Raw genomic sequence first — 23,752 nt, forward strand, 5'->3', positions numbered from 1 at the left:
TGACAATTCGGACGCGGGGTGGAGCAGCTCGGTAGCTCGTCGGGCTCATAACCCGAAGGTCGTCGGTTCAAATCCGGCCCCCGCAACCAACTTTTCGTCAGCTTGCGATTGTATAAACAATCGAAGGCAGACAAACGCCATCAAGCTACTGCTCGGTTTGAGGGTGACAATTCGGACGCGGGGTGGAGCAGCTCGGTAGCTCGTCGGGCTCATAACCCGAAGGTCGTCGGTTCAAATCCGGCCCCCGCAACCAACTTTCTGTACGTTCCCTTCCTGCATTGCCAATCATTGAACAATCCTTCTTGATGCTCATCACCATCTGGTGATTGCTGCTATTTCTGACGCTTTTTCAAGACCAAAACTGGTCGTATCAACCATTTGTTGGGTATCATCAGGTATCTCTTCATGGATGAGGCACGCGCCTGTGATCACTCCCTTCACCTATCTTCCTCCTGCTATTGAAAGCCGGGATGCCACGCTGGCCGAAGCCCTTGCCCAAGGGCTGCCGTTGCAACTGCTGCTGATCGCCGAAGAGCAGAAGGAGTCCTTGCTTTCGCTACCCGCCCTTGCGGGTCTCCAGACCCAGCTTGCGCTGGGGAAAAAAGCGCCCTTTACCCTGATGCATGGCAATACCCTGTTGCAGGTGATGTTTGTGGCCGGCAGTGTGACGCGGGATCACCGCCTTTATAAACAGATCAGAGGCTGGATTGCTCCTCTTTCTGGGCTCAATGTGGAGCGGCTCGGGCTGCATCTGGAAGATTTTTCTCCCTCCGAGCGAGTGATGCTGGCCGAAGTGATGTTGTCGGCCCTGCTTGCCGCCAATATTTCGTTGCCCACCAGCAAGCGCCGCAGTGAAAGCAGCTGGATCTATCAGCAAATCAAGGTTTCACCCGCAGTGGTGCTGGACTTGGCACGCCTTTACAGCGAAGCGGGGGGCAACGGGCTGGCTCGCCATCTGGCGGTGTTGCCTGCCTCCGAGCTGACGGCCGCCAGCTATCGCGAGTTTGTCAGCAAGCTGGCGCAAGATGAGGGGTGGCAGTGCCATCACTATGATCAGGCGCAGCTGGCCGAGCTGGGGGCGGGGGCGTTTCTGGCCGTTGCTCGTGGCTCGGAAGACAATCAGGGGGCCATGGTCAAGCTCAGCTACTATCCACCCAAGCCGGTGCGCCGCATTGCGTTGGTGGGCAAGGGGATCTGCCACGACTCTGGCGGTTACAACCTCAAGGTCTCCGGCAGCATGTATGGCATGCATCTGGACATGGGGGGCAGCGCGGTGGCGCTGGGGGCCCTCTACGCTATCAGCCGAGCCCAGTTGCCTTACGAGGTGCACTGCTGGCTGGCCATTGCCGAGAACCATATCGGCCCTCACGCCTATCGTCCTGGCGAGGTGGTGACTGCCATCAATGGCACCTCCATCGAGGTGGTCGATACCGATGCCGAAGGGCGAATGGTATTGGCCGACACCCTGGCGATGGCGGTGCAGGATACTCCGGATCTGCTGCTCGATTACGCGACCCTGACCGGGGCCTGCAAACGGGCGCTGGGTAGCCGCTACAGCGGCGTCTTTACCAATCGCAGCGAATGGATGGCATCACTGGTCAATCTGGGTCAGCGCAGCGGTGAACGAGTCTGGCCCTTCCCGCTTGATGACGATTACGACGACAACATCGAAAGCGAGTGGGCCGATCTGTTGCAGTGTGCGCCGGGCAGCTCGCCGGATCACATTGATGCGGCCCGTTTCCTCGCCCACTTCGTGCCCGAGCAGACCCCCTGGCTGCACTTCGACCTGAGCGGTTTTCGCAACAAGGGGGGCAATGGGGTGGTCTCCAGCGAAGTGACTGGCTTTGGCGTGCGCCTCACGCTGGATCTGCTGGCCAGCCCGCTTGGCAGAGTTGGTCGCCAAACCTCTGAACAATCTGAATGATAACAAGGAGTTCTGTGAAACAACCAAGCTATGACTGGGTGCTGTTCGATTTGGATGAAACCCTGCTCGATTTTCCGGTCGCCTCTGCGCTGACGCACACCCTGCAGATCTATGGCGTACAGGCTGATGACGCCAGCATGGCGCAGTACCACGCCCTCAACCATGGGCTCTGGCAGCAGTACAACGACGGCGAGATCGATGCAACGGCGTTGCAGCAGACCCGCTTCTCCCTCTTTGCCCAGCAGGTTGCCGCCGATCCCATGGCGATGAACAACACCTTTCTGGAGCAGATCATTGCCCTTAGCATGCCTCTCGAAGGGGTGGTCGAGACCCTGCAGCAGCTGCGCAGCAAGGTGCGGATGGGGATCATCACCAATGGTTTCAGCGTGCCCCAGCGGGGGCGGCTCGGCAAACTGGGCTGGAGCGAGTGGTTCGAGCCGCTGGTGATCTCCGACGAGATCCGGGTGACCAAGCCGGCGCCAGCTATTTTCCAGCACACCCTCTCCCTGATGGGGCAGCCGGATCCTGCGCGGGTGCTGATGGTGGGGGATAATCCGAAAACCGATATTGCCGGGGCGGCGGCGCAGGGGCTGGCAACCTGCTGGTACAACCCGGCGCGGCAAGCGGGCGAGTGCGATGCCACCCACGAAATCCACCACTTCGCCCACCTTGCCGACATTGTGCTGGGACGCTGATAGCCAGGTTTAACCATCACGTTATCGGCGACCAAAATGTCCTGGCAAGTTGCAACCAGGGTTGTTTGAGACTGGATTGGGTTTGCTTGAGACAGTAAGGGGAGCTGATGCTCCCCTTACTTATGGGTGTTTTCCTGTGAATGCAGGGATCTGAACTGGTAGCGATCGAGGATCTGCTGATAGTCGGGACTCTGTTTCAATTGATCGATAGCCTGATTGATCCGCTGCAGTTGCGCCTCAGTAGTGCTCTCTTTGCTCAGCATCAGGTGAACCGGCGTGACTTCGATACGCAGCAGGGTATGCAGCTGAGCCAGCGCTTCATCTTTATCCTGCCACCCCTGCAGTCCGTGGGGATCCAGAATAAACCCCTGGATCCGACCCCCTTGCAACATCTTCAGCAGCTGATCCAGCCGCAGGCGCATCTGCAAGCGAGGCTGCAGCTCGGGCCTTGCCATCAACTGGCGGAAGGTATTGCCGTAATCAAAGCCCTTGAGCACCCCGATATGGAAGTCGGGGGTGTTGATCAACTGCTCCAGGGTGGTGATCCCGCGCCAGCGTTCGGCATCTTGCCGACGGATAATGATGGCAGTCTCCTCTTCCCGATAGGGGTGGCTGAAGCGGGCATATTGCTGCCGCTCGGCGGTGATATTGGCTGACATGGTCAGCTGAACCGTGCCGAATTTCAGCTCGTGCAGCACGCGAGCCCAGGGCATTTCACTGAATTTGGCCCGATAACCGGCCCGCAGGAAGATGGCGTTGAGCAGCTCCACATCCAGTCCGCGGAGCTCTTGCTGTTCATTGCGATAACTGAAGGGCTGCCAGTCGACCCAGCCCACGACCAATGACTCCTGTGCCGTAGCCTGGCAACACAAACACCATAACAACAAGAGTCTGTACACAACGCATACCCTCGAACAGGCTGATACGGTGAGTATTGGACAGGAACGACGGAGTAACCAGTGCTGAGGGTTGAGCGGATGCACAGCTGTGCATCCCTCACAGTTCGTGGGCGTGGAATCCCTTGCGATAACGGGTTTCACAGCGCGGGCAGCGTTGCAGGGTCGGATCCTGTTCCAGCTGTTCGATGGAAAGCGGCTCTTCACAATCGGAGCAGAGGCCATAGAGGCCAAGATCCATCTGGCAGAGTGCCGCATCGATCCGCTTGAGGCGGGCCACGCTCTGCTCAACCTTCGGCAGATCCAGCCGGCTGGTCAGTTCCACCAGTTGATCCTGCTCGCAGTGACCGACCTGTTCGGCCCACTCGTCACGGCGGCAAGCTTTAAGCTGACCGATCAGCGTTTCTCGTACTTGGGCCCAGTCTGACAGCAGGCGATTACGCCAGACAGTCAACTGTGCTTGCGTCATTTCACACACATTATCCCCCACAGGACAGACGACAGATTCGGGGCAGTATAGGGATCCGATAACTCTATCAAGATGATATGCGTCAAGTTAAACGTGGTTAGCCGTGGCTTTTGGCTGCTTGCAGCAGGGCATCGCGGATCGGATCCGTCTCTTTGAGCACCCGGATCTCCTGAAACAGCAGGTCCGCTTCGGGATATTCCCGCTTGAGATAGCTGAACCACTGTTTGATGCGGCTGGGGTAGTAGTCGGCTTTTTCGCTGGCCAGATCCTGCTCGGTATAGCTCACCATCAACTGCAGCACCTCGGCCCAGCTCATGTGCGGACAGCCGGTTTTCATCACGTTGGCCAGATTGGGCAGGGAGATGGCGCCGCGCCCGACCATCAGGGCATCGCAACCCGAGACCCTGGCGCAGGTGAGGGCATCTTTGTGATCCCAAATTTCACCGTTGGCGGTGACGGGGATGGGCAGGGCGCGGCGAATGGCATCCACATACTCCCAGTGGGCGGGTGCCTTGTAGCCTTCGCGCTTGGTGCGGGCATGAACGGCCAGCTCGTTGGCGCCCCCCTGGAAGACCGCCTGGGCGTTCTCCAGATAGAGATCCTTGTCATCGTAACCGAGGCGAATTTTGGCGCTCACCGGCATATGGGCGGGCACCGCCTCGCGCACCGCCTTGACGATGCGGTAGATGGTCTCGGGCTCTTTGAGCAGCACCGCACCGCCCTTGCTCTTGTTGACCGTAGGGGCGGGACAGCCGAAGTTGAGATCGACGCCGGGGGAGCCCAGCTCGATGGCGCGCACGGCGTTCTCGGCCAGCCACTCGGGGTGTTGCCCCAGCAGTTGTACCCGCACTGGGGTGCCTGCGCGGGTTTTGCCATCTTGCAGCAGTTCAGGGCAGAGGCGGTAGAACACCTTGGCGGGCAGCAGCTGATCGACGACCCGGATAAACTCGCTCACGCAGAGATCGTAATCATTGACGGAGGTGAGTACCTCCCGCATCAGGTGATCCAGTACCCCCTGCATGGGGGCCAAAATAACGCGCATAACGGCTTTCCGACGAGAGTGGGGAGAAAAAAGAGCGCAGATTGTAGTGGGGTTGCGGCCCGCTGTCAGCACCCGCTCAAACTCTGTTAGGCTAGAGGGAGATAAATCACGCAAGGAGAAGGAATGAAGCGTTGGTGTCTGATGGCGCTCGGGTGGCTGGCATTTGCCACCGGTCTCGTGGGCATTGTGCTGCCGCTATTGCCGACTACCCCCTTCATGTTGCTGGCTGCCGCTCTGTTTGCCCGCTCGTCGCCCCGTTTTCATCGCTGGTTGCTGACCCATCCCTGGTTTGGCCCGCCCATCGTAGATTGGCAGCAGTATCGCGGCATTCGTCGTCAGGCCAGACGGCGCGCCATTATCTTCATTTTGCTCACATTTTCGGTGTCGCTGGCGGTGGTGCCACTGCTGTGGGTCAAGGGGCTGCTGGTTGTCATAATGGTGATCCTGCTCACCTGGTTAATGCGCCTGCCGGTGCTGGAGCCAGTTGCAATGGTGAAGTGAAGTCCCTAAGCTATTGCAGCAATAATGCTATGGAGTCGGCCTGTCATTTTTGCGTGACAGGCTTTTTTATTTCCCGCAGAAGGGAATTGAGAAAAAATGGCCACCCCTGGGTCAAAAAAATAAGCGGTCAACACATGAATCCGGAAACCCTGAAATTTATCGAAGCAAGCATCAAGACCATTCCCGACTATCCGAAGCCGGGCATTCTGTTTCGTGACATCACCAGCCTGATTGAGAACGCCGAGGCCTTCAAGGCCACCATCGATCTGCTGGCCAATCATTATCGTGATCAAGGGATCACCAAGATTGTTGGCACCGAAGCTCGCGGCTTCATCTTTGGCGCGCCGGTTGCCTATGCCATGGGGCTGGGCTTCGTGCCGGTCCGCAAGCCGGGCAAGCTGCCGCGCGAAGTGATCGAGGAGTCCTATGCCCTCGAGTACGGCACCGACACCCTGCAACTGCACACCGATGCCATCGTACCCGGTGACAAGGTGCTGGTCGTGGACGATCTGCTGGCGACCGGCGGTACCGTCGATGCGACCGTCAAGCTGATCCGCCGCGCCGGTGGTGAAGTTGCCGATGCGGCCTTCATCATCTCCCTGCCGTCTCTGGGTGGCGATGCCCGCCTGACTGCCGCTGGCATCAAGGTAGTCTCACTGGTCGAGCTGGCCGGCGAGTAATGCCTCTTCGGCCCGATCCTCTGCATCGGGCCTGCATTGAACCGGTGCCCGTGCGGGCATCGGTTTGAAAATCAAGCGATCCCTCCCGCTCTCACCGATAGCCGATACAGCCAGCCCGCCATTTGTGTTAGCATCCGGCCTCAATGCCCTGTCTTCCCTGCATGATGGATTTATGAGCTATCAGGTTCTGGCGCGTAAATGGCGCCCCCATACGTTTGAACAAGTGGTAGGCCAGCAACATGTGCTGACCGCCTTGACCAACGCCCTGGATCAGGGACGGCTGCATCACGCCTATCTGCTGAGCGGTACCCGCGGGGTCGGCAAGACCACCATCGCCCGTATTCTGGCCAAGAGCCTCAACTGCGAGCAGGGGATCAGCAGCCATCCGTGCGGTGTCTGCGATACCTGCCGCGAGATCGATCAGGGCAACTTTGTCGACCTGCTGGAGATTGACGCGGCGTCCCGCACCAAGGTGGAAGATACCCGCGAGCTGCTCGACAACGTGCAGTACCGCCCGGCCCGTGGCCGCTTCAAGGTCTACCTCATCGATGAAGTGCACATGTTGTCGCGCCACAGCTTCAACGCGCTGCTGAAAACCCTGGAAGAGCCGCCTCCCTATGTGAAGTTTCTGCTGGCCACCACGGATCCGCAGAAGCTGCCCATTACCATTCTGTCGCGCTGCCTGCAGTTTCATCTGAAGAGTCTGGATCAGACCCAGATCGCCAAGCAGCTCGAATGGGTGCTGGATCAGGAGGGGCAGCCCTTCGAACCACGCGCCCTGCTGGCCCTGGCCAAAGCCGCCGACGGCAGTATGCGAGATGCCCTGAGCCTGACCGATCAGGCGCTGGCCCACGGCAATGGCAGCGTGCGCCTCGAGAGTGTGCTGGCGATGCTGGGCACGCTCGATCACCGCCATCTGCACCAGCTGCTGGAAGCCATTTTGCGGCAAGATGCCCCCGCAACCATGGCCAAGATCACCGAGATCGCCACCCTGGGCCCCGATTTTGATCAGCTCCACGCCGAGCTGGAAGGTTTGCTCCATCGCATCGCCATGGCGCAACTGCTGCCTGCCAGTGTGCAGGAGCAGGGGGGGGATGCTGATTCCCTGCTGCAACTGGCCAAGGCGATGAGCCCGGAAGAGGTGCAGCTCTGCTACCAGATCGTGCTGGGTGGCCGTAAAGATCTGCCCTGGGCCCCCGATGGCCGCACCGCGCTGGAGATGACCTGCCTGCGGATGCTCGCCTTCTCCCCAAGGCGCGATGCCCTGCATCCGGCCAGCCTCACTGCGCTGCCCCCGTCAATGACGAGCAATGCCACTCCGGTAGCCTCCTTGCCGGGAAAGCGCCCGGCCGCTGAATCGGCCGCACTGGCACCGATCAGCGGCGCCGTGCCTGCACCGCTAGCCAGCCCTGTTGCTACCAGTGCCGTGCCCGCGGTTGATGTCTCCCTGCCTTCGATGGTGGATGACATCGGCAACCCCGCCGACAGCGAGGAGGAGGCGCAAGCCGCCGAGCTGTTCAGCCAGCAGGATGAGTTGCTGCGTGAAGCTGCAGGCATGGGGTATCAACCCGAGCCCGCGTTGACCCATGCGCAGCCCGATGTGTCTGCGCACTCAGCTACACAGCCCGCAGATGCTTATGAACAAGCTTCTGCCGCAGCCTACGCGGACCATTCCCGTGGCGAGTCGCTGACTGCCAGCATCGAGCCCGCGCTCGAACCGACAAGCGCACCTGAAGCTGTTTCAGCGGTATCGAGCATGCAGAGCCTGCTTGGCAAGCGAAACATGCTGCGCAGTCGCCAGCGTGGTCAGGATGCCCCGGCGGCGCCCGCACCGCGCGCAGTGCCGGTTGCGCCAGCTAAACCTGTAGCGCCCGCTGCTGCACCGGTCGTCACCCAACAGCCAGCTCCGGTCAGCCAACCTACCGGGCAGGGGATAGCGGCGATGGGTCACTATGATGATCTGCCGCCAGTGGATCTCTATGGCGACGGTTACGAGCCACAGGGTGACAACGGGGAATACGAGGAGTACCTCAATCAGGGCTTTGCCGAGCAGACTCAGGTGATGAGCCACGCCCCTGTCACGGCACCGGCCCAGCCAACCGATCTGCCACCTTGGGATCTCGACGGGCAGCCGAGCTATCGACCCGGTGAACGCAGTGCTGCGGCGCCTGCGGTGACGCCAGCCCCTGCGATCCAGCCGCCCGTTGCCCCCACAGCGGTGGCTGCTGCCCCTGTGACGCAGGATGAGCCCGCTCAGCCGGTGATGGAGACCATCGACTGGGATGAGCTCGAGAGCGACAGCGAGCCGCAAGAGGGAGAGGCGACTCGCCTTATCCCCTCCTCGCTGCTCAATGGTTGCGGCGACCCTTGGGCCGAGTTGATCGCCCACACTCAGGTGGGAGGGCGGCTGCGCCAGTTGGCCATCAACTCGGTGATGACGCGGGAAGGGGACAAGGTACTGCTAACCCTCAAGCCTGAACAGCGCCATCTGGTGAGCGACAAGGCGCGCGCCGATCTGGCCGAGATCATCGGGCCAGCGCTGGGACAACCGGTGCAGGTCGAGGTTACGCTCGGCGTGGTGCCTGACCAGGAGACCCCCCTCGAGATCGAACACCGCCTCTATCTCGGGGTGCGCGAGCAGGTGACCCGGGATCTGGAGCAGGATCCCAACGTACAGTTTTTAGTTCAGCGGTTTGGTGCCGTGCTTCATCACGAGAGCATCGAGCCACTCAACCGCTAAATTCCGTGGCCGGGAGCTCGCTTCCGGTTGAAAAGCAGTTTGGCTGTCCCCATCTAGGACAGACAAGCCCACAGCCCGGCGCTGGATGCCGGATTTCAAGACGAGAGACGACATATGTTTGGTAAAGGTGGAATGGGGAACCTGATGAAACAGGCCCAACAGATGCAAGAGCGTATGCAGAAAGCGCAGGAGCAGCTGGCTCAGATGGAAGTGACCGGTGAAGCCGGTGCTGGCATGGTCAAGGTCACCATGACAGGTAGCCACAGCGTCCGTCGCATCGAGATCGACCCCTCCCTGATGGAAGATGACAAGGAGCTGCTGGAAGATCTGGTCGCTGCCGCTTGCAACGATGCCGTGCGTCGTGTGGAAGAGCAGAACAAGGCCAAGATGGGCGAACTGACCGGTGGCATGCAACTGCCGCCGGGTTTTAAAATGCCCTTCTAAGGCGACTCTCCCCGCGCATTCTTGCTCCCTTGTCGCTGGCCATTCGGGCCACGGCAAGGGGGACGGCCGAGAGAGCCAAAGACGCAGCGTTATTGCTCAGGCGATACGCTGCGTTTTTTATGGGCAGCCATGCTGGCGTGGACGGGCTCTAACTATCCCTTCTGCGGAGCGGTTGCGACAGTGCAGGCCGATTACGCCATGAAACGCAGTGCTTCGATTCGCCAAGGTGGCGCTATTTGTCGATACCCGCTATCGGATATCCCGGTTTGGCGTGGCCGGGCGGGAGCGGCATAATGGCGGCTTGCCGTATTGAGGAGATTGTATGAAATATATTGGAGCCCACGTCAGTGCGGCCGGCGGGGTGGAAAATACCATCGCCCGCGCCCAGGCCATCGGGGCCAACGCGTTTGCCCTCTTTACCAAGAATCAACGTCAGTGGCAGGCGGCGCCCTTGTCGGATGCCACCATCCGTGCCTTCAAGGCGGCCTGTGACAAGGCCGGTTTTCTGCCGGAGCAGATCCTGCCCCACGACAGTTACCTCATCAATCTGGGCCACCCGGATCCCGATGGTCTGGCCAAATCCCGCGATGCGTTTCTCGACGAGATGAAACGCTGCGAGCAGCTGGGGCTTTGCTATCTGAACTTCCATCCCGGTAGCCATCTCAAGCAGATCCCAGAGGCGTCCAGCCTCAAGTTGGTGAGCGAGTCCATCAACTGGGCGTTGGAGCGCAGTGCAGGGGTGACGGCGGTGATCGAGAATACCGCTGGGCAGGGGACCAACCTCGGCTGGTCGTTCGAGCACCTCGCCACCATCATCGAGGGGGTGGAGGACAAGAGCCGGGTCGGGATCTGTTTCGATACTTGCCACGCCTTTGCCGCTGGCTACGATCTGCGCACCGCCGAGAGCTGCGCTGCCGTCTTTGCCGAGTTCGACCGCACGGTGGGTTTTCACTATCTCAAGGGGATGCATATCAACGGCGCCAAGTGCACCTTCGGTAGCCGGGTCGATCGCCACCACAGCTTGCGGGAGGGCAATCTGGGGGAGGCTGTTTTCCACCACATCATGAATGATGATCGCTTCGATCGCATTCCGCTGATCCTCGAGACCATAGACGAGTCCATCTGGGGCGATGAGATCAGCTGGTTGCGCAGTCTGGCGCAGTGATACCGAGCAAGCGAATCAAAGAGAGGGAGCCGTGGCTCCCTCTCTGCTTTTTCCATCATTGGCGGGCGGGCCTGTCAGCGGCGCTCCGAGCGCGCGTTACTCTGCGCGGCTCACCTCGGCATCCTTCACCTGAGCCCGGCAGAAGTGGATAAAGTGGCGCAGGGAGGTGGAGTGGTACTTCTGCTTGTGCCAGATAAGGGAGAGCTGGCGCGGGAAGCGCCGGGAGAGGGGCAGGGCGATTAGCCGCCCATCTGCCAGGCGATCCGAGGCTGCCAGCCGGGAGATAAAGGAGATGCCAAGCCCCTTCTCCACCGCCAGCATCACCGCCTCCAGGGTGTTGAGTTCAAGCCCTGGTTGCCAGCGGGGCAGCTCGGGCTGGATCTGCTGGATAAATTGCTCGCGGCTGCCCGATTGTGCTTCACGCAATACCCAGGTCTCGCCCCCCAGTCGGGAGAGGGAGATCTCCTTCTTGCTGGCAAGCGGGTGACCGGGTGGGGCCACCACCAGCATCTCGTCCTGCAGCCAGGGTTCGGCGAGCAGGTCGGGGTGGTGGTTCTCCCCCTCGATCAGTGCCATATCCAGCTCGAAGTTGGCCAGCGCATGACAGAGCAGGTGAGTGTTGTTGATGGTCACCTTGGGGGGGAGTCCCAGCTCCTGTTTGCTGCTGGCGAGCAGGGTGGGGAGCAGGTAGTTGCCGATGGTCTGGCTGGCACCAAGGCGAAGCTGGCCGCTGGGCTCGGCATCGGGACTGAACAGGTTCTCGATATCCTGCATCCGGGTCAGCAGCTCTTCGGCGGCCGGTTGCAGCAGGCGCCCCTCGTTGTTGAGCTGCAATCTGGGGTGAATGCGGTCAAACAGTGGTGTGGAGAGCTGGCGCTCCAGCTCCTGCAGCGACTGGGAGACGGCCCCCTTGCTCAGGCAGAGCTCGTTGGCGGCAAGGCCAAGGTTTCCATAACGGGCAATGGTGGCGAACACTTTCAGCTGCTGCAGGGTCAGTTTCATCGTGTTTGGTTTTCCTGAATGATTGATTTAATTCATTTAGATATCGTAAACGATAAGGGACCATTATCCTATCGCCATAGTCATCAATAGAAAGGTGTCATCATGATCGCAAGAACCCGTAAATCACTGGCTGCCGCCCCAACCCCCATGGCGGGTTTGGCGCTGGGCATCGCCAGCCTTGGTTGGTGTTGGGAAAATGCCGGTCACTTCGATGGCCGGATGCAACTGCTGGGTGCTGCCATTGCGGCCGTGCTGCTGGTGATCCTGACCTTCAAGTTTCTGCTTCACCCCCGCCTGCTATTGCAGGATCTCGCTCACCCCGTAGTCGGCAGTGTGGTACCGACCTATGCCATGGGTACCATGGTGGTCTCCAAAGCGCTCGGTATGATTGCGCCGCAAGCGGGCGAGGCACTCTGGCTGTTTGCTGTAGCAGTTCACCTGCTGTTCCTGGCCACCTTTATCTGGCATCGCGCCAAAGAGTTTGAAATCCACCACATGGTGCCGAGCTGGTTCGTGCCGCCAGTGGGCATCATCGTGGCTGACGTCGCCTTCCCGGGTGGTCAGTTTGCCCCGCTGGCCAACGGTCTGCTCTGGTTCGGGATCATCTGCTATGGCCTGATGCTGCCGCTGATGCTCTATCGCCTGATCTTCAGCCATGAAGTGCCGGATGCCGCCAAACCGACCATCGCCATTCTGGCTGCCCCTGCCAGCCTCTCTCTGGCCGGTTACCTGACCGTCAGCCAGGAGCCGTCACTGCTGCTGGTGGCCGTGCTGTTGGGGATTGCCATCCTGATGACCGGCATCATCTATCTGGCCTTTATCAAACTGCTGCGTCTGCCCTTTTCGCCGGGTTATGCCGCCTTCACCTTCCCGCTGGTGATCGGTGCCACCGCCCTGTTCAAAGTGGCTCATCTGGTTGAAGGGTTTGCGCAAGGGAGTCACTACGTCGAGCAGATCAGACTGCTGGCCCACTTCGAGCTGGGGGTGGCTACCGTCATCGTCGGGTATGTGGCACTGCGTTACCTGATGTTTTTTCTGCCGCAGCGTAATACCGAAATGAATAACGGCATGGCCCGCCAGGGTGCTCACCGTTAAATCTTGAAGAAGATGTGACATCGGGAAATGGATAAGCAGTGCGCTCCGAGAGCGACGGGATAAACGACCAGTCATACGATGGATGGACAAAGAGCCTCCACCCTGGTTGTGTAACGAGCAAAATGCCCCGCGGTGCGGGGCATTTTTTTATGGTTTTTTGATGTGGCGCTCGTGGCGGGCTATTTGCCATGGATTTAACTGGTATTACCTGTCAGGACGACTACAATGCAGCACCACTTTTTCGCTCGACCCCAATACATGTCGTCCCAAGATCCCGTATTTGACTCCTCTTTTGAAGCCCGTTTTCTGCATCCCCGCTACTGGTTCAGCTGGCTGGCGCTCGGCGTGCTGATGTTGCTCGCCTTTGTGCCGGTGCGATTGCGCGACCGTTTGGCCGAAGCCTTGGCACCACTGGTGTTTCGTATCTCGAAAAAACAGATATATATCGCCAGAACCAATCTGGAGATCTGCTTCCCGGACAAGAGCCCGGAAGAGCGGGATGCCATTGCACTGACCTCGATCCGGGTCGGCCTCAAGAGTCTGTTGGGATTTGGCGAGTTCACCATGCGTAGTCAGCGTTATTTGATGAGCCGGATGCAGGTGATCGGTTGGGAGCATATCGAGGCGGAGCGGGCTGCCGGTCGTCCGGTGATCCTGGTAGTGCCCCATACTTGGCCGGTGGATGCAGCCGGTTACTGCTTTACCCAGCGCGGGGTGCCCATGTGCACCATGATGAAACGGGCGCGCAATCCGGTGTTTGACTGGCACCTCAACCGGGCACGAGCCAAGAACGGTTGCCGTGTTTATGAGCGCAGCGCCGGGATCAAGGCGGTGATCAGGACCATCAAGAGCGGTCGCAGCTTCTTCTATCTGCCGGATCAGGATCATGGCCGCGAGAAGAGCATCTTCGCCCCCTTCTTTGGCTATCCCAAAGCGACCCTGCCTGCCTTGCCCCGTCTGGTGCAGGTCAGCGGTGCCAAGGCGGTGCCGCTGCTCGCCTGCTATGACGAAGAGAACCACTGCTACCGGCTGGAGATTGAGGCACCGTTCGACAACTATCCCACCGAGGATGTGATGGCCGATACCTGTCGTATGAATGACATGGTGCAACAGCAGCTGATGCGCCATCCGGGTCAATACATGTGGTTCCTCAAGATCTTCGATACCCGTGAAGATCAGGAGGGGCTGGATGGCCTTTACGAGGCGGGGATCCAGCGGATCCGCAAGGGATTGTCGCCCCACGGCTGACCCAGAATTTGCGTTGATTGAAATGGCCCCAGGTGGGCCATTTTTTATGATAACTAGTCTGATCAGTGCCTTGCAGGTCGATGGCCAGCCTCCCCAGGGTAGAAAAAAATGTCAGGATAACTACAATAACCGTTTGTTTTTGATGACTTGATGGCCGCCATGTCTGCGTTAGATCCGGTATTTGATACCTCATTTCATAGCCGCCTGCTGCATCCAAAATGGTGGGGCAGCTGGTGTGCGCTGGGCCTGCTTTCCCTGCTGGCATTTACCCCCGCGAGACTGAGGGATCGCTTTGCCGATCTGATCTCTCCAACCCTGCTGCGTTTTTCGAAAAAGCAGGCCTATATCGCCGATACCAACCTCAAGATCTGCTTTCCCGAGCTGGATGCCGCCGCACGGCAGGCGCTGCTACTCAAATCGATCCGGGTCGGGCTCAAGACCTTTATGGGCTTTGGCGAGCTCAGCTGGCGCAGCAAGGCGCGGCTGACCCGCCGCATCAAGGTCACCGGCTGGGAGCATGTGCAAGCGGAGCAGGCTGCGGGCCGCCCGGTGATCCTGGTGGTGCCTCATACCTGGGCGGTCGACATGATTGGCCGCTACTTCTCCATGATGGGCATCGAGATGTGCACCATGATGAAGAGCCCGAAAGATGAGGTGTTCGACTGGTACATCAACCGCGAGCGGGCCAAAGCAGGTAAGGTCTATGAGCGCAGCGCCGGCATCAAACCGGCGATCAAGTCGATCCGCGCCGGTGCCAGTTTTTTTTACCTGCCAGATCAGGACCACGGCCGCGAGGCGAGCGTGTTTGTTCCCTTCTTTGGCCGCCCCAAGGCAACCCTGCCTGCGTTGCCCAAGCTGGTGAAGCTGACCGGTGCCAGAGCGGTGCCCATCTTCGCCAGCTATGACGAGGATGAGGGGCGCTATCTGCTGGAGATAGAGCCGCCGTTTGACCCTTATCCCACCGCCGATCTGCTGGCAGACGTCAATGCCATGAACCGGGTGGTGGAGATGCAAGTGGCGCGCCATCCCGAGCAGTACATGTGGTTTCTCAAGATCTTCGAAACCCTGGAGCATCAGGAGGGGGATGACGGCCTCTATGAAGCTGGGATCCAGCGCATTCGTCAGGGCTTGCCGCCCGAACCTTGAAAATTGGCCCGCTTGCGGGCCATTTTTGTTGGTACAGGGGCCTTTCGTATTTGGTCTGATGCTGGTGGTTTTTAAGGCGAACGGGTGGACAAAAACAGCGTAAACAGGGGATAACAGGGTGTCTTATGAAAGGGAGAGGCAGGTGAGCGTGCGCGGAGCTATCTTCGAGAGCGGAAATAGGGTAAAAGGGCGGCCATGAAAATTCCAAATCGAATCCAACCTCTGGTTGATGACGGCCTGGTCGATGAGGTCGTCAGCCGGTTGATGAGCGGCAAAGAGGCCGACGTCTATGTGGTGCGCTGCGGCGACGAGATCCGCTGCGCCAAAGTCTATAAAGAGGCGTCCAAGCGCAGCTTCAAGCAGGCCGTGGTCTATCAGGAGGGGCGTAAGGTGCGTAACAGCCGCAGCGCTCGCGCTATGGAGAAGGGCTCCAAGTACGGCCGCAAACAGCATGAAGAGGTGTGGCAGAACACCGAGGTCGACGCCCTGTTCAAGCTGGCGGCGGCCGGTGTGCGGGTGCCGCAGCCCTATGTCTGCCTCGATGGCGTCCTCTTGATGGAACTTATCACCGATGAGGATGGCAATGTCGCGCCGCGCCTCAACGATGTGGCGCTTACCCCCGAGCAGGCGGTCATCGATCACCACAAGGTGATCCGCTATGTGGTGCGGATGCTCTGCGCCGGTCTTATCCACGGCGATCTCTCCGAGTTCAATGTGCTGGTGGATGAACAGGGCCCGGTCATTATCGACCTGCCCCAGGTGGTGGATGCCGCCGCCAACAATCAGGCCAAGGCGATGCTGGAGCGGGACGTCAACAACATGCGCAACTACTACGGCATGTATGCCCCCGAACTGCTCAAGACCCGTTATGCCCAGGAGATGTGGGCGCTGTTTGAAGATGGCAAACTCACCCCCGAGAGCGAGCTGACCGGTCACTTTGAAGAGAGCCGCGCCGCCATCGATCTCGATTCGGTGCTGCAGGAGATTGAGAGCGCCGAGGAGGAGGCCTATGCCCGTCAGGCCCGGATGAAGGCTGAGCAGGAAGACAGCTACTAACGGTCTTGCCACGTTCGCAAAAAGAGCGCCTTCGGGGCGCTCTTTTTATTACTGCTGCGGCTATGGTCGGCTGGGGCTGGGGCTGTGGCTGGGGGCTAGCTGATACATCTCCAGCCAGTTGCGATCCCCCGGATGGAAGCACCGTCCCAGCAACACGCCACCGGCTGCTGTAATCACCTTGCGGGAGGCCAGATTGTCTTGGTCACAGCTGATCAGCACAGGCGCTGCCAGCACCTGTTGTTGTACCCAGCGCAGCAGCACGGTCGCGGCCCCTTCGCCACGGCGAGAGGGGCGAGTTTCGTAACCGATATGACCCAGCCACTGGCGGGTTGCCTCATTGTCACCGTGACGCAGACGCAGGGTGGCGATGATCTCCTCGCCATCGAGGGCAAAATAGGTGGTAGTCGGCAGGTATCCACTGGGCAAGTTGCGCCCTTCTGCGTGATCCAGCAGGCTCTGTAGCCAGCCGTCCGAGTCAAATTGCGCCACCTGATAGAGCGGCTGTCCGTCCTCGGCGCATTCGGTGACATAGCGCCGGTAAGCCGGGGCATCTGCCAGTCTGGCCGGTCGGCATTGCAGAGCGAGCACTGCGCTCATGACAGTAGCGCGCAGGGCGGCAGCGGCTGCGGCTCGTTGTGGTGGAGCTCCTGCACGCAGGCCCGTTGCCTCCCAGCCTGTTTGGCGGCGTAAAGAGCCTGATCCGCTCGAAGGTAGGCCGCTTCAAACCCCTCGTCAGGGTGCAGCGAGGTGAGGCCGATGCTGAGGCTGATGGGGCCACCGGCCAGCGCCCGGGTCGCCTCGGCGATCTGTTGCTGCAAGGCGTGGCAGTAGTCTGGCAGGGTCTGCGGGTCCGCCATCAACAGCAGGGCCAGCTCATCGCCGCCAAGCCGACCGGCCATGCCCTCAGAAGGCAGGGTATTGGTGATCACCCGACCCACGGCCCGCAGCATGGCATCACCGGCGGGGTGGCCGTGGCGGTCGTTGATCTGCTTGAAGTTGTCCAGATCGATCAGCAGCAGCTGGCCGGGGCTCGTCACCTCGCGGGCACGCAGGGCCACCAGGCGTTCGAAATAGTGGCGGCTGAACAGGCCGGTCAGCTCATCCTGATTGGCGCGCCGCTCCAGCTTGCGCTGGGTGGCCAGCAAGGCTTGCTGCTGGCGAGTGTGGACCAGGCTCAGCAGCAGATAACTGCGGGCGATGGTAAAGAGCAGGCTGAGCAGGATCACAGGCCCGAGCAGCGGGTCGGTGAAGGAGTTGGCCGCCAGCTCCGGCTGCCAGAGATGTTTGGCGATCCGCAGCAGTTGCAACAGCAGTTGCAGGCCGAGCAGCAGAATGGCAAAGCGCAGCACCCGATAGACGGGGGCCAGCCGCTGGTAGCGCCAGAGCTGCCAGATAAGCAGCGCAATCTGCAGCGAGAGCACGCCGGAGAGCACGATGATCCGGCTATGCACATCAAAGAGGGGTTGCTGCAGGGCGGTCAGGGCAAACAGGACGAAACCGCCGAGGGTAACGGTGGGCAGCAGCCAGCCCAGTTGGTCGGCTTCACGGCGAAAGAAGTGGCGAATCCCCCGTTCATAGAGCAGGGTGGTCGACATCAACAGCAGGTTGGTGCAGAGAATATTGGCAAGGGATGCATTTCCCTCAAGGGGGCGCAGCAGCAGGCAGCAAAAAGCCCCTGCGATCACCAGTTCCCCCGCTGACCAGTAGATCAATGCCCTGATCTGGCGATGGGTGTGCCACATGGCGGCGAAAATGGTGGCGACCCCCACATGTGACAGCGTGACGAACAGCACCAGACTCAACAACTGGGCCGAGGAAAACAGACTTGGCATCAAGGGGCTCTCTGGGAAGTCACCTGTGAACGAACAGGCGATGGGGTATCGCCCGCTGGCAGTGGCCGATCACAACATGAATCCAACCTATTATCAATGGGTTAAATGGCCGAACGTGCTCACCTCCGACTTTTTGCACGATGGCGACTGCTGACTCGATTTATCAGCGCACAAGGAGCCATTTTATTGTCTTGTCAGTCAATTTCGCTGCTTGAAAGGTGGTTGTGTTGGCGGCAGGGTAAACCCAACCGCCAGACGTTGTGCTAATCGCAGGTCGCAGCTGGCAAGCGCATCATGGTTGCCTTCCGGCCCAGATGGGTCAGCAGACGGCGCACGTCGTCGAGGCGGATGATCAGAGTCGCGGTGTTGACCAACGGATGGCACTGCTCCTGTTCGGCCTGCCAGATGGCCTCGTCCACCACCAGCTCTACCGCTTTTTCCCTGTCGCGCACCATGGCGAGCAGGGTTACCGAGCCCGGGGTAAGGCCGAGCACCGCATTGAGTCGCTCGGGGGAGCCAAAGCTCAGCCGTTTGACGCCGAGCATGGCTGCCAGCGCCTTGAGGTCGACCCGGTGCTCCTCCGGACTCACCACCAGAAACAGCCGCTCGCTTTTCGGATCGCGCAAAAAGAGGTTCTTGGTCTTGGCGGCGGGTAGGTCGGGCAGCAGCCTGCTCGCCTCCTCACAGGTAAACACCGGAGGATGGTCAAAGCGCTGGTAGGGGATAGCCAGCTGATCCAGCAGGGAATAGATTGCCACAGAGACTCCTTTCGTCGGCGAAGAGTGGTCAGAACGGGATGGGCGGGAATAACGGCCGGATCGAGCTTACCAGTTTGGCTCCCGCCTCGCAGCCAGCGTGACGATTGCGAGCAGGCACTGTATGAACGTACAATAGTCCCATTCTCGGACAGCCCCTTTACGCTTCATGACTGCAACCCAGCCCACCGTATCCGCCACTCCGCCCCTCGACGGTTTTATCCTGACCCGCCATGGTCGGGACGTGCGCGGTCGCAACGGGCTGCCTGCCACCACCGAAATCGTGATGTGGCTCTGGAGCGCGCAGGGGCCGGTGCGGGTGGTGGTGCCGGGGCAGGAGCCGGTGTTCTTTTTGCCGCAGAGCCATATGGCAGAAGCCGCCGAGCTGTTCAAGGGGGCCGGGGTGAGCGGGCGGTTTCGCCGCCTGCCGATGCACACTTTCGATGGCCGCCCTGTGGTGGGCTGCTATTTCGCTACCCTGAGTGCCTTTCACCGCGCCATCGAGCTGCTGCTTATTCGCGGGCTGGAGCACTTCGAGGCGGATATCCGGCTGCCGGAGCGCTTCCTGATGGAGCGCTTCATCACCGCTGGTGTGCGCTTCGATGGCCGGGCGGTAAAAAAGGGGGGCAAGCAGGGATACTGGGAGGTGAACGAGGCGCGCTGCGCGCCGCAGGCGGTGACACCGACCCTCTCCTGGGTGTCGCTCGACGTGGAGTGCGCCATGGACGGGGCCCTCTTCTCGGTCGGTCTTTACAGCGAACAGGATGCGCGGGTCATCATGATCGGTACGCCGGAGGCGGATGCCGAGAGCTGGGGCACTCAGGTCCAGTGGGTAGAGGACGAGAGCGCCCTGCTGAGTGCGCTGGAGAGCTGGTTCAGTCTGTATGACCCCGATCTGGTCATCGGCTGGAACGTGGTTAATTTTGATTTTCGCCTGCTGCTACGCCGCGCCGAGCTTAACAAGCGGCGGCTGCGGCTCGGGCGGGGTCGTGAGCTCTGCTTCTGGCGCTCGTCACGGGGCGATCCCCAAACTGGCAACGTTATTATCCCCGGGCGCATGGTGCTCGATGGCATCGATACCCTGAAAAGCGCCACCTGGCAGTTTGCCAGCTACAGCCTGGATGCGGTGGCGAGCGAACTGCTCGGCCGTGGTAAAGATATCGAGGATGTGGCCAATCGGGGGGAGAAGATCACCGAGCTGTTCCACTCCGACAAGGAGGCGCTGGCCCGCTACAACCTGGAAGATTGCAAGCTGGTGTGGGAGATCTTCGACTACTGCCACCTTATCCCCTTTGCCATCGAGCGTGCTTCCCTCACCGGTCTTGAGCTGGACAGGGTAGGGGGCTCGGTGGCGGCCTTTACCAACCTCTATCTGCCGCGGCTCCATCGTGGCGGCTACGTGGCACCCAATTTGCCAGCCGACGGTGGGCTGGCGAGCCCTGGCGGCTATGTGATGGACTCCAAACCCGGTCTCTATCGCCATGTGCTGGTGCTCGATTTCAAGAGCCTCTATCCCAGCATCATCCGCACCTTCTGCATCGACCCCATGGGACTTATCGAAGGGCTGCAGCATCCCGAGCACGCAATTCCGGGCTTTCGCGGCGCCATGTTTTCCCGCGAGCGGCACTTCTTGCCGGAACTCATCGCCACCCTGTGGGCGGCGAGGGACAGAGCCAAGGCCGCCAGCAACAAGGCGCTCTCCCAGGCCATCAAGATCATCATGAACTCCTTCTACGGCGTGCTGGGGTCGGGGGGCTGCCGTTTCTATGATCCGCGCCTAGCCTCGTCCATTACCCTGCGTGGCCACAGCATCATGCAGCAGACCCGCGAGTGGATTGAAGAGAAGGGGTTCGAGGTGATCTATGGTGACACTGATTCCACCTTTGTCCATCTGGGGCACGAGACCAGCCCCGATGAGGCGGACGAGATCGGCCAGCGACTGGCTCAAATGATCAACGATAACTGGGCTGCACTGATCAGGCGCGAGTTCGACCTGCCGAGTTATCTCGAGATCCAGTACGAGACCCACTATCGCCGCTTTCTGATGCCCACCATCCGCGGGCTGGAGAAGGGCAGCAAGAAGCGCTATGCCGGTCTGGTTGGCAAGGCCAGTGAGGGGAGTGAACAGCTGGTGTTCAAGGGGCTCGAATCGGTGCGCACCGACTGGACCATGCTGGCCAAGCAGTTTCAGACCCGCCTCTATGAGCTGGTGTTTCACGATGAAGATCCCAGCGGCTATGTGCGCACCATGGTGGATGAGACTCGTGCCGGTCGTCACGACGATCTGCTTATCTATCGCAAACGGCTGCGCCAGAAGCTCGAGGAGTATCAGAAGAATGTACCGCCCCATGTGCGGGCGGCACGGCTGGCCGATGAGGAGAACCTGCGCCGCGGTCTGCCCCAGCGCTATCAGCATCGGGGCGCCATCGCCTATCTGATGACCCTCAATGGCCCCGAGCCGCTGGAGTACCGGCGCAGTGCCATCGATTACGAACACTACATAGACAAGCAGTTGCGGCCCATTGCCGATGCCATCCTGCCCTTTATCGGCGAGTCGTTCGACCGGATCTGCGGTCAGCAGCTGGATCTTTTCTGATTGGTGCAAGTTGGCACTTTACTTCCCATGAATACTGGATAAAAATACAGTTATAAATCATGGAGAAGTTTCCTATGCGTCTTGAAATCATCATCGACAGAAAACATCAGATCCCGACCTCGACCATGGAGGCGCTGCGTCAGGAGCTGCTCAAGCAGCTTGGCGAAAAATTCCCCGACATCCATGTGCGGGTCGCGCCGGGCAGCGCCATGGCCCTGACCGTCAGCCGTGCCAGCAAGGAAGACAAAGAGCTGGCCGAAGCCATGGTGCAGGAGGTGTGGGAGAACGCCGACAGCTGGATGCCGGAAGAGAACGTCGCCTCCTGATCCCCATGGGCAGTGGATAATTCTGGGCGGTGGATAAATGGGTAGCTGAAAAACGGGCATGCCCGCGAATGATCCGCCGATCCCCGGACAACAAAAAACGCAGCCAGGTGGCTGCGTTTTTTGTGGGTGGTGAGAGGCTCGCGGTGGCTTGTCTGGCTCTGGGTTGAGCCAGGCCCGTTACAGCCCTGCCCAGCTTTTCAGGCTCTGCTGCTGCACCCGGCGATTGGCTTCGCGGATCTCCCCTTTGGCGCGCAGATCGGCCAGCGCAATGGGCAGTGCGGCGCGGATCTCGCCACTGCTCATTCCGGCTTTGAGGGCCGGGTGATAGGCCATCTTGAGCAGCACATAGTCCAGCCCGGTCAAAAAGCTGTCGATGCTGTTGTCATTGAAGATGGAGGGAAACACCTTGTCCGAGTCGTTGGGCAGCCCCATCACCTGGGTGAACTCCTCCACCACGCAGTCGAGAAAGCGTCCCTTGGCCCGGCTGTAGTCTACCGGAATGATGATGGTGGCACGGCTGATCTCGTGTTTCGCATTGGTTGCGAAGTTGGCAAGGCAGAGCCCCTCCTTGAGCGCCATCTTGACCGATGGATCCCCCCCCATGGTGCGGTTGGCCCAGCTCTTCATCTTGCTGTAGTCGGTCATGATCAGGGTGAGGTTGGGCTTTGCGGCCACCATGCTGATGGAGTGGCCGGTGATGCGGGCCAGATGGGCTGCCTGTACCTTCACCACGTCGGCCTGCAGCGGCTTGTCACCCGACTCGTTGATAAGTTGCAGCCGGATCGGCTGCTGCCAGCGGGCAAAACGGGTCTGCCTGGCTTCGCCATACTCCCGCTCCATGGCGATGGCCATAAAGCTCTCGGTGAGATAGCTGTCGCTCTGCCAGCGCTCATCGGCACGGGCGCTGTGGCCCGCGAGCAGAATCAGCAGGGCCAGCAGCCCGCGTGACGTGACGCGGGGATAGTCAGCGCGGCCCAAGTTGGCCATTACCAAAGTGGCAATAAAGCGGGTGGCACTAAAGGGGGTTGCGGCAAATGACATGTTTCCTCCCTGAAACGGTTGTCAGCCTAGCGGTTGGCCTTGTCGATATCGCGCCAGGTGAGCCAAAGCCTGAGATCAAACTCCAGTTGATGATAGTCGGGCTCCATGTGCTGGCAGAGCTGGTAGAAGCTCTTGTTGTGATCCTTCTCTTTGATATGGGCCAGCTCGTGCACCACGATCATTTTCAGGAACGGGGGCGGCGCCTCCTTGAACAGGGCGGCGATGCGGATCTCGTTCTTGGCCTTGAGCTTGCTGCCCTGTACCCGGCTGACGTAGGTGTGCAGGCCGAGGGCATCCTTGATCACGTTGATCTTGCCATCGAACACCACCTTTGACAGGGGCGCCGAGCTCTTGAGGTAGCGGTTCTTCAGCTCCATGGTGTAGGCAAGCAGCGCCTTGTCGCTCTGGATCTGGTGGCTTTCCGGATAGCGTTTGGCCAGCATCTCCCCCAGCTTGCCTGCCGCAATCAGCTGCTGTACCTGTGCCTTGAGGGGGTCGGGATAGCCGCCCAGATAAGTCAGTTCCGCCATGGTGTCACTCGTTACATCAAAAAGAGCGTCATTGTAGTTATCTCGGGCGGGCTTGCCTACCGATGAGGAGAGAGGGTGTCTAGTCCTGAAATAGGTTTACACATTTTCGGCTAGCTTTGCTCCACTCAGAACCCCCGATGTACCGCATCGGGGGTTCTGTATTTCAACGCGTGATGCGGCCGCTCCGCGTTGTAAATATCCACCGCTTCACGCATCATTTCCCGCGCTTGCGTCAAATCCTGCGGGCTTTGCAACAATAACTCTCCTTTCAAAATCCCGTTCACCCGCTCCGCCAACGCATTCTGGTAACAGTCATACCCATCTGTCATCGAGCATCTCACCCCGTACCGTTCATGTAATGACTGATACAGCCCCGAGCAATACTGCACGCCGCGGTCCGAGTGATGGATTAGCTCCCCGCTGCCACACCGTTGCTTCAGCGCTTTCTTGAACGCCATCGCCACCGACTCCGCGTGCATTCCTTCGTGCACGTGATGGCCCACTATCTTGCGTGAGTAGGCATCCGTCACCAGGCTCAGGTACAGCGGCCCGCTCCTGGCGGGCAGATA

General features: G+C 60.0%; 24 protein-coding genes and 2 tRNA genes. 16 read left to right on the forward strand and 10 right to left on the reverse strand.

What is annotated here, in order from left to right; all coding sequences use genetic code 11:
- Positions 1–12: 12 nt before the first annotated feature.
- The 4 genes from AB5Y84_RS04565 to yjjG all read left to right on the forward strand — a co-directional run bounded on the left by AB5Y84_RS04565 (position 13) and on the right by yjjG (position 2,619).
- Positions 13–89 (forward strand) — tRNA-Met (locus AB5Y84_RS04565).
- Positions 90–176: 87 nt separating this feature from the next.
- A tRNA-Met gene (locus tag AB5Y84_RS04570) sits at positions 177–253 on the forward strand.
- 171 nt (positions 254–424) lie between these two features.
- A complete protein-coding gene (locus AB5Y84_RS04575) occupies positions 425–1,924 on the forward strand; it encodes a leucyl aminopeptidase family protein (protein WP_368176471.1) in 1,500 nt (499 codons plus the stop codon).
- A gap of 14 nt (positions 1,925–1,938) precedes the next feature.
- Entirely contained in the window at positions 1,939–2,619 is a 681-nt protein-coding gene (yjjG, locus tag AB5Y84_RS04580; RefSeq protein WP_005333455.1) for a pyrimidine 5'-nucleotidase, read from the forward strand.
- Between the two features lie 116 nt (positions 2,620–2,735).
- Here the strand turns inward: yjjG and AB5Y84_RS04585 are convergent, their stop codons facing one another.
- The 3 genes from AB5Y84_RS04585 to dusC form a co-directional block, all read right to left on the reverse strand.
- Positions 2,736–3,455, reverse strand: a complete 720-nt coding sequence (locus AB5Y84_RS04585; protein ID WP_368176461.1) for a substrate-binding periplasmic protein — start codon at positions 3,453–3,455, stop codon at positions 2,736–2,738.
- Between the two features lie 160 nt (positions 3,456–3,615).
- Entirely contained in the window at positions 3,616–3,984 is a 369-nt protein-coding gene (locus AB5Y84_RS04590; protein WP_005333451.1) for a hypothetical protein, read from the reverse strand.
- Between the two features lie 97 nt (positions 3,985–4,081).
- Positions 4,082–5,026 (reverse strand): tRNA dihydrouridine(16) synthase DusC, encoded by a 945-nt coding sequence (gene dusC / locus AB5Y84_RS04595; RefSeq protein WP_257725842.1) that lies wholly within the window; start codon positions 5,024–5,026, stop codon positions 4,082–4,084.
- Positions 5,027–5,149: 123 nt separating this feature from the next.
- On the opposite strand from dusC, the gene AB5Y84_RS04600 reads away from it, so the two are divergent.
- The 5 genes from AB5Y84_RS04600 to nfo all read left to right on the forward strand — a co-directional run bounded on the left by AB5Y84_RS04600 (position 5,150) and on the right by nfo (position 10,556).
- Entirely contained in the window at positions 5,150–5,527 is a 378-nt protein-coding gene (locus tag AB5Y84_RS04600; RefSeq protein ID WP_257725841.1) for a YbaN family protein, read from the forward strand.
- 134 nt (positions 5,528–5,661) lie between these two features.
- Positions 5,662–6,207, forward strand: coding sequence for an adenine phosphoribosyltransferase (apt, locus tag AB5Y84_RS04605; RefSeq protein WP_005352403.1), 546 nt, complete (start codon positions 5,662–5,664; stop codon positions 6,205–6,207).
- A gap of 172 nt (positions 6,208–6,379) precedes the next feature.
- Positions 6,380–8,947, forward strand: coding sequence for a DNA polymerase III subunit gamma/tau (gene dnaX, locus AB5Y84_RS04610; protein WP_257725840.1), 2,568 nt, complete (start codon positions 6,380–6,382; stop codon positions 8,945–8,947).
- A 114-nt stretch (positions 8,948–9,061) separates the two neighbouring features.
- Positions 9,062–9,391, forward strand: a complete 330-nt coding sequence (locus AB5Y84_RS04615; RefSeq protein WP_005333445.1) for a YbaB/EbfC family nucleoid-associated protein — start codon at positions 9,062–9,064, stop codon at positions 9,389–9,391.
- Positions 9,392–9,713: 322 nt separating this feature from the next.
- Positions 9,714–10,556: a deoxyribonuclease IV gene (nfo, locus tag AB5Y84_RS04620; protein WP_368176462.1), complete on the forward strand. Its 843-nt coding sequence runs from the start codon at positions 9,714–9,716 to the stop codon at positions 10,554–10,556.
- Between the two features lie 96 nt (positions 10,557–10,652).
- Here nfo and AB5Y84_RS04625 read toward each other — a convergent pair whose 3' ends face one another.
- The gene (locus AB5Y84_RS04625) at positions 10,653–11,558 is read right to left on the reverse strand and encodes a LysR substrate-binding domain-containing protein (RefSeq protein WP_368176463.1); all 906 of its coding nucleotides are present in this window, start codon (positions 11,556–11,558) and stop codon (positions 10,653–10,655) included.
- Between the two features lie 102 nt (positions 11,559–11,660).
- Here AB5Y84_RS04625 and AB5Y84_RS04630 point away from each other — a divergent pair, with 102 nt between their 5' ends.
- The 4 genes from AB5Y84_RS04630 (at position 11,661) to AB5Y84_RS04645 (ending at position 16,103) form a co-directional block, all read left to right on the forward strand.
- Positions 11,661–12,653 carry a TDT family transporter gene (locus AB5Y84_RS04630; protein WP_005352390.1) on the forward strand — a complete coding sequence of 331 codons (993 nt, stop codon included), beginning with the start codon at positions 11,661–11,663 and terminating at the stop codon, positions 12,651–12,653.
- A gap of 258 nt (positions 12,654–12,911) precedes the next feature.
- Positions 12,912–13,901 carry a lauroyl-Kdo(2)-lipid IV(A) myristoyltransferase gene (gene lpxM / locus AB5Y84_RS04635; protein ID WP_139732218.1) on the forward strand — a complete coding sequence of 330 codons (990 nt, stop codon included), beginning with the start codon at positions 12,912–12,914 and terminating at the stop codon, positions 13,899–13,901.
- 150 nt (positions 13,902–14,051) lie between these two features.
- Positions 14,052–15,047, forward strand: coding sequence for a lauroyl-Kdo(2)-lipid IV(A) myristoyltransferase (locus tag AB5Y84_RS04640; RefSeq protein ID WP_368176464.1), 996 nt, complete (start codon positions 14,052–14,054; stop codon positions 15,045–15,047).
- Positions 15,048–15,242: 195 nt separating this feature from the next.
- Positions 15,243–16,103: a PA4780 family RIO1-like protein kinase gene (locus AB5Y84_RS04645; protein WP_005352386.1), complete on the forward strand. Its 861-nt coding sequence runs from the start codon at positions 15,243–15,245 to the stop codon at positions 16,101–16,103.
- Positions 16,104–16,163: 60 nt separating this feature from the next.
- On the opposite strand, the gene AB5Y84_RS04650 is transcribed toward AB5Y84_RS04645, so the two are convergent.
- Positions 16,164–16,700, reverse strand: coding sequence for a GNAT family N-acetyltransferase (locus tag AB5Y84_RS04650; protein ID WP_368176465.1), 537 nt, complete (start codon positions 16,698–16,700; stop codon positions 16,164–16,166).
- Positions 16,697–17,935: a GGDEF domain-containing protein gene (locus AB5Y84_RS04655; RefSeq protein WP_368176466.1), complete on the reverse strand. Its 1,239-nt coding sequence runs from the start codon at positions 17,933–17,935 to the stop codon at positions 16,697–16,699. Before AB5Y84_RS04655 ends, AB5Y84_RS04650 begins: the two co-directional genes overlap by 4 nt.
- A gap of 25 nt (positions 17,936–17,960) precedes the next feature.
- On the opposite strand from AB5Y84_RS04655, the gene AB5Y84_RS04660 reads away from it, so the two are divergent.
- Positions 17,961–18,089: a hypothetical protein gene (locus AB5Y84_RS04660; RefSeq protein ID WP_368176467.1), complete on the forward strand. Its 129-nt coding sequence runs from the start codon at positions 17,961–17,963 to the stop codon at positions 18,087–18,089.
- A gap of 109 nt (positions 18,090–18,198) precedes the next feature.
- On the opposite strand, the gene AB5Y84_RS04665 is transcribed toward AB5Y84_RS04660, so the two are convergent.
- On the reverse strand, positions 18,199–18,693 hold the full coding sequence (locus AB5Y84_RS04665; RefSeq protein ID WP_368176468.1) for a prolyl-tRNA synthetase associated domain-containing protein: 495 nt from the start codon (positions 18,691–18,693) through the stop codon (positions 18,199–18,201).
- A gap of 166 nt (positions 18,694–18,859) precedes the next feature.
- On the opposite strand from AB5Y84_RS04665, the gene AB5Y84_RS04670 reads away from it, so the two are divergent.
- Entirely contained in the window at positions 18,860–21,286 is a 2,427-nt protein-coding gene (locus AB5Y84_RS04670; RefSeq protein ID WP_368176469.1) for a DNA polymerase II, read from the forward strand.
- A gap of 74 nt (positions 21,287–21,360) precedes the next feature.
- Positions 21,361–21,612, forward strand: a complete 252-nt coding sequence (locus AB5Y84_RS04675) for a DinI family protein (protein WP_005352362.1) — start codon at positions 21,361–21,363, stop codon at positions 21,610–21,612.
- Positions 21,613–21,789: 177 nt separating this feature from the next.
- Here the strand turns inward: AB5Y84_RS04675 and AB5Y84_RS04680 are convergent, their stop codons facing one another.
- The 3 genes from AB5Y84_RS04680 to AB5Y84_RS04690 form a co-directional block, all read right to left on the reverse strand.
- On the reverse strand, positions 21,790–22,653 hold the full coding sequence (locus tag AB5Y84_RS04680; RefSeq protein WP_257725831.1) for a DUF2927 domain-containing protein: 864 nt from the start codon (positions 22,651–22,653) through the stop codon (positions 21,790–21,792).
- 26 nt (positions 22,654–22,679) lie between these two features.
- Entirely contained in the window at positions 22,680–23,183 is a 504-nt protein-coding gene (locus AB5Y84_RS04685) for a M48 family metallopeptidase (protein ID WP_005333421.1), read from the reverse strand.
- A gap of 125 nt (positions 23,184–23,308) precedes the next feature.
- Positions 23,309–23,752, reverse strand: a 444-nt coding sequence (locus tag AB5Y84_RS04690; protein ID WP_368176470.1) for a transposase, incomplete at its 5' end; no start/stop codon positions are given.

Source organism: Aeromonas sp. s11, from assembly GCF_040907945.1.
Lineage (GTDB): Bacteria > Pseudomonadota > Gammaproteobacteria > Enterobacterales > Aeromonadaceae > Aeromonas > Aeromonas veronii.

Coding starts and splice junctions, on each gene's coding strand:
- AB5Y84_RS04590 (WP_005333451.1), bottom strand. CDS start 3,984: ATGACGCAAGCACAGTTGACTGTCTGGCGTAATCGCCTGCTGTCAGAC.
- dusC (WP_257725842.1), bottom strand. CDS start 5,026: ATGCGCGTTATTTTGGCCCCCATGCAGGGGGTACTGGATCACCTGATG.
- AB5Y84_RS04600 (WP_257725841.1), top strand. CDS start 5,150: ATGAAGCGTTGGTGTCTGATGGCGCTCGGGTGGCTGGCATTTGCCACC.
- apt (WP_005352403.1), top strand. CDS start 5,662: ATGAATCCGGAAACCCTGAAATTTATCGAAGCAAGCATCAAGACCATT.
- dnaX (WP_257725840.1), top strand. CDS start 6,380: ATGAGCTATCAGGTTCTGGCGCGTAAATGGCGCCCCCATACGTTTGAA.
- AB5Y84_RS04615 (WP_005333445.1), top strand. CDS start 9,062: ATGTTTGGTAAAGGTGGAATGGGGAACCTGATGAAACAGGCCCAACAG.
- nfo (WP_368176462.1), top strand. CDS start 9,714: ATGAAATATATTGGAGCCCACGTCAGTGCGGCCGGCGGGGTGGAAAAT.
- AB5Y84_RS04625 (WP_368176463.1), bottom strand. CDS start 11,558: ATGAAACTGACCCTGCAGCAGCTGAAAGTGTTCGCCACCATTGCCCGT.
- AB5Y84_RS04630 (WP_005352390.1), top strand. CDS start 11,661: ATGATCGCAAGAACCCGTAAATCACTGGCTGCCGCCCCAACCCCCATG.
- lpxM (WP_139732218.1), top strand. CDS start 12,912: ATGTCGTCCCAAGATCCCGTATTTGACTCCTCTTTTGAAGCCCGTTTT.
- AB5Y84_RS04640 (WP_368176464.1), top strand. CDS start 14,052: ATGGCCGCCATGTCTGCGTTAGATCCGGTATTTGATACCTCATTTCAT.
- AB5Y84_RS04645 (WP_005352386.1), top strand. CDS start 15,243: ATGAAAATTCCAAATCGAATCCAACCTCTGGTTGATGACGGCCTGGTC.
- AB5Y84_RS04650 (WP_368176465.1), bottom strand. CDS start 16,700: ATGAGCGCAGTGCTCGCTCTGCAATGCCGACCGGCCAGACTGGCAGAT.
- AB5Y84_RS04655 (WP_368176466.1), bottom strand. CDS start 17,935: ATGCCAAGTCTGTTTTCCTCGGCCCAGTTGTTGAGTCTGGTGCTGTTC.
- AB5Y84_RS04670 (WP_368176469.1), top strand. CDS start 18,860: ATGACTGCAACCCAGCCCACCGTATCCGCCACTCCGCCCCTCGACGGT.
- AB5Y84_RS04675 (WP_005352362.1), top strand. CDS start 21,361: ATGCGTCTTGAAATCATCATCGACAGAAAACATCAGATCCCGACCTCG.
- AB5Y84_RS04680 (WP_257725831.1), bottom strand. CDS start 22,653: ATGTCATTTGCCGCAACCCCCTTTAGTGCCACCCGCTTTATTGCCACT.
- AB5Y84_RS04685 (WP_005333421.1), bottom strand. CDS start 23,183: ATGGCGGAACTGACTTATCTGGGCGGCTATCCCGACCCCCTCAAGGCA.